Below are 1,232 nucleotides of genomic sequence, written 5' to 3'. Positions count from 1 at the left end.
GAAGCTGTACAGGCAGACCTCTCCCAGCATGAACGACCAGTGGTCGGGAAAGATCTTGCGCATATTGGCCTTCGCCAGGGAATAGATCCCCAGCCGGCCATCGGCCCAGTCGGCGAACCGCTCACCGGCCGGCGCCTTCCCGCGCGCGCGGGACTCGTTCGCTGCTGTGGTACTCATCCGCGCTCCCAGAATGCAGGGCCGACGGGCTCCTCGAAGTCGCCGAGCGCCTGGAGGTAACCCTCACTGTCCACGCCGATGCGCAGCTGCGGCAGGGCGTGTCCGGCGGGGCCGAAGATCACACGGCCGCCGTCGGCGAGGTCGAAGGTGGACTGGTGGCACGGGCACAGGGCGTGGTGCGTCTGCTGCTCGTACAGCGACACCGGGCACCCCACATGGGTGCAGATCTTCGAGAACGCGACGATGCCCTCGTGCCCCCAGTCGAGCTCGCGCTTGTCCTTGATGTCCTCCGGCTCCAGGCGGACGATCATCAGCGCGGCCTTGGCGATCTCGTTCTGGAAGTCCTCGTCGGTCTCCTTCAGCCCCTCGGGCATGGCGAAGGTGAGCGACCCGACCGCGACGTCCTCCGGGCGCAGCGGCTGGTTGGTGTTCATGTTCACCAGCCGCTTGCCCTTGGCCCACAGCGTGTGCCGCAGGCTGGTGCCCGGCAGCGGACCCAGATCCCGCAGCAGTACCACACCGGTCAGCGGCACCAGCGTCAGCGCGCCCAGCATCGTGGTGCGGATCAGCCCGCGCCGCCCGATGGCCGACTCCTTCACGCCCTGCGCGAAGTCGGCGTGCACCTTGGCGCGCACGTCGGCCGGCGCCTCGATCGGGTGGCGCTCGTCGGCCATCTCCACGTCCGACATCAGCGTGCGGGCCCAGTGCACCGCACCGGCGCCGATGGTGAACAGCGCCACGCCCAGGGTCAGGCCCAGCGCGAAGTTCAGCGCGTTGATGTGTCCCAGCGGGAAGACGTAGACCGACGCATCGATCGGGATCGCCACGTAGGAGGCGATGAAACCGATGGTGGCCAGCATCGACACCGTGAACAGCAGGGCCACGGTGCGCTCGGACCGCTTGGCCGCCCGCTCGTCGATGTCCTGGGCCCGGGGCTCGTGCGGCGGCAGGCCCGGATCGGCGAACGGATTCCGCTCGTCCGCGACCGAGACCGCACCGCGCCCGCGCTCAACGGCAGCCTGCCCGGCAGGCAGGTTCTGTTCTGGAATGTCGTG

1 protein-coding gene and 1 pseudogene are annotated in these 1,232 nt (G+C 69.1%); both read right to left on the bottom strand.

Annotation, left to right across the window (positions count from 1 at the left end; genetic code table 11):
* A pseudogene (locus tag ABD224_RS29200) lies at positions 1-177 on the bottom strand (cytochrome bc1 complex cytochrome b subunit); the annotation flags it as partial.
* The coding region (gene qcrA / locus ABD224_RS29195; protein ID WP_344055330.1) for a cytochrome bc1 complex Rieske iron-sulfur subunit at positions 174-1,232 on the bottom strand (1,059 nt) is incomplete at its 5' end. The gene qcrA and the pseudogene ABD224_RS29200, both read right to left, overlap by 4 nt.

The sequence above is a fragment of the Streptomyces thermoalcalitolerans genome (assembly GCF_039525155.1).
Classification (GTDB): domain Bacteria; phylum Actinomycetota; class Actinomycetes; order Streptomycetales; family Streptomycetaceae; genus Streptomyces; species Streptomyces thermovulgaris.
Note: the sequence above shows the minus strand (reverse complement) of the source record. Positions and strands in the feature narration are given on the sequence as shown.